At 30.6% G+C, this 2,730-nt stretch carries 4 protein-coding genes; all 4 read left to right on the top strand.

Annotation, left to right across the window (positions count from 1 at the left end; all coding sequences use genetic code 11):
• Window positions 1-27: 27 nt before the first annotated feature.
• Complete coding sequence (locus ACVCXO_RS00125) at window positions 28-213, top strand: hypothetical protein (protein WP_452227575.1); 186 nt, start codon at window positions 28-30, stop codon at window positions 211-213.
• Between the two features lie 28 nt (window positions 214-241).
• Window positions 242-583, top strand: a complete 342-nt coding sequence (locus ACVCXO_RS00120; RefSeq protein ID WP_452227574.1) for a hypothetical protein — start codon at window positions 242-244, stop codon at window positions 581-583.
• A 148-nt stretch (window positions 584-731) separates the two neighbouring features.
• Complete coding sequence (locus ACVCXO_RS00115) at window positions 732-1,328, top strand: hypothetical protein (RefSeq protein WP_452227573.1); 597 nt, start codon at window positions 732-734, stop codon at window positions 1,326-1,328.
• Between the two features lie 143 nt (window positions 1,329-1,471).
• A complete protein-coding gene (locus ACVCXO_RS00110) occupies window positions 1,472-2,119 on the top strand; it encodes a hypothetical protein (protein WP_452227572.1) in 648 nt (215 codons plus the stop codon).
• Window positions 2,120-2,730 lie beyond the last annotated feature (611 nt).

The raw sequence follows: 2,730 nt of genomic DNA, 5'->3' as shown, positions 1-2,730 counted from the left end.
ACGTTACCCAACATTTGAACAAAAATTATGGATAAAAAAATATTAGGAAATTTTATAATCTATTTTCCACCAATTGCATATATGGCTTTTACTCTTATTTTGAAAAAAGAAAATACTGGAATTGATTGGACTTCTATTGTTATTACTGGTCTAATCGCTATGATAAGTGGCGCAATTGGAAAAAAAATAAAGAGCAAAGGAGAAGTTGAATAAAAGCCGACATATCTTTCTGACTATATATATGATTTTATTGCTTCTAACTTCACTTGGAGTTGGAATTGCTAGCGTTCTGTTTTACGATAAAACTGTTGAATTAGTCCCAAAATTAACCAAAGGATTATTGTACTTGCAAATATTTTCTGTCTTTGTCGAATTAGTTTCGATTTACTGGATTTTTAAATGGCAAAAAACAGGGTTTTACGTTTTAATCTTTGCCTACTTTTTAAATATTTATATTAACGACAAATCTGGAATATTAAATATAAATACAATTTTAGGAATTGCTTTAAGAATAGGATTATTATATGGAATATTACAAATAAAGTCAAAAGGAGTTTCTGGATGGAAAAACTTGATGGAATAAAAACGTTGGGTAACACCGTATATAATTTATTGCTAGTTCTAGCCTGCTTACGAAAACCCTCGCGGATTTTCTATTCGGTTTTTATTTGCTAAATTAGGTGCTGAAACACGCAACAAATCATATACAAACACGTTACCTGTAATTTGAGATGAACTTCTGGAAATCCATAACGAACATTTTTAAAAGCCAAAAAGAAGACAAATGGACTGCTGAAAAAGATGCTGTTTATTTTCACGAAGATTCTTATCGACAAGTTGAAATCTGTCCATTCGAAAATTTAAATTATCTAAAAAAACAGAATAGTGAAATTGGACAATTCGCGGAAAAGCACTCTGACGGAATTGGATTTACGGAAATATATGAAAGGGATGAAAATCCTATTTCGATATATGACAAAAACATTCCTTTTACCAAAATAGATAAATTATTAACTGAACTCGGATTTGAGAAAATCACGAAGGTTTACGAAGGTTATGGTTCAACAAGTTGGAGATGTGAAAATACATTCGCTTACAGAATGGATAGAGCGATAATCTTTGTTTATCCAGAAGGAGAATTTGTGAAAGACTTTTGGATTGACAATTTTCGTCACGAAGAGAAAAAGGAAATAATTGAAAAACTAAAAAACGGATTATTAAAAATAGGAACTGAATTTGATTTAGTCTTAAACGATTGGAATTTGACAATGGTTTTTGATTTAAAAAAAGAAACGGAAATTGAAAACTATCTGCAAGCGGATTTATAAAAACTACAGGTAACACCGTATATAATTAATGGCTGGTTTTAGCTTGCTTACGAAAACCCTCGCGGATTTTCTATTCGGTTTTTATTTGCTAAATTAGGTGCTTAAACACGCCACTAATCATATACAAACACGTTACCACACATTTGAAAGCAACATTGAGAAATTGGAAAAACATAGAATGGATTTTTGAAAAGGATGGAGCCTTAAGGGATGTTTATGTCCAAAACGCAACTGTTTCGGATTGGGAAAAAGTTGTAGATTTATTAAACTCTGAATACAAATTGACTTACGGAGTTTATGAAGATAATTTAACAAACAAAATTGACTTTGGATACGTAAAAGCAATGTTTGCAGACGAAACTGGCGAAATGGAAATTAAATCTGCAACTATTGATTTAAATGGAATTATTGTTAAATTCTACTTCGCTCTTGAAGACCAAATCGAGTTTGATATAAATCCAACTGATATTAAAACGGAATCGGACTTTTATCTAATCATAGACTTTATGAAAATCATTAGTTCTAAATTGGAAAAACAAATTACTCTTTGTGGCGGAAATCAACCTGAATTTCCACTAATAAAAATTGACAGTAAAAACGGAATTGAAAAAATACTGACTGAAAAAGAGGCTGAAAACTTATGGGAAAAATCAGACCAAAATTTTAGCGGATTTACAAAATTAAAATCTAAAATAATAATGAAATACTTTCCGAAAATGTTTGAAAAGAAAATTATGGAAAGTGCTAATAGTGAATATAAATCAACACCGAAAGAAAAAAACGTGTGGTAACACCGTATATAATTTATTGCTAGTTCTAGCCTGCTTACGAAAACCCTCGCGGATTTTCTATTCGGTTTTTATTTGCTAAATTACGTTCTTAACCACGCAACAAACCATATACAAACACGTTAGCAAAAACAGTGTCAATCCTCTATTTTCTCTGCTATTGTTTTGGTTTGGGCTTACCTAATTCCCTAACTTATAATAAACAAAATTTGCTTAGATAAATCGGAACTAAAAGTAAAACTGAAGTCACAAAGATTTTAATTAACTAAATAATAAACAGATTATCTGGTGCGTAAATCTATCTGCTCTTATTTAACGTTGGAAATTTCTTTTAATTAAGTTCGCTACTAATTAGAGCTGCATTTGCTAACAACGTATATAAAAAATTGCTAGATTAGTGCTTAAATAAAGTTCGTTGCTCTTTTGCTACTTCTGATTTTCCTTCGGAAAATCCGCCTGTACCAAAACGCAACTTTCCATATACAAACACGTTAGCAAAAACAGTGTCAATCCTCTATTTTCTCTGCTATTGTTTTAGTTTGGGCTTACCTAATTCCCTAACTTATAATTAACAAAATTTGCTTAGATAAATCGGAACTAAAAGTAAAACTGAA

The sequence above is a fragment of the Lacinutrix sp. MEBiC02404 genome (assembly GCF_053601575.1).
Note: the sequence above shows the minus strand (reverse complement) of the source record. Positions and strands in the feature narration are given on the sequence as shown.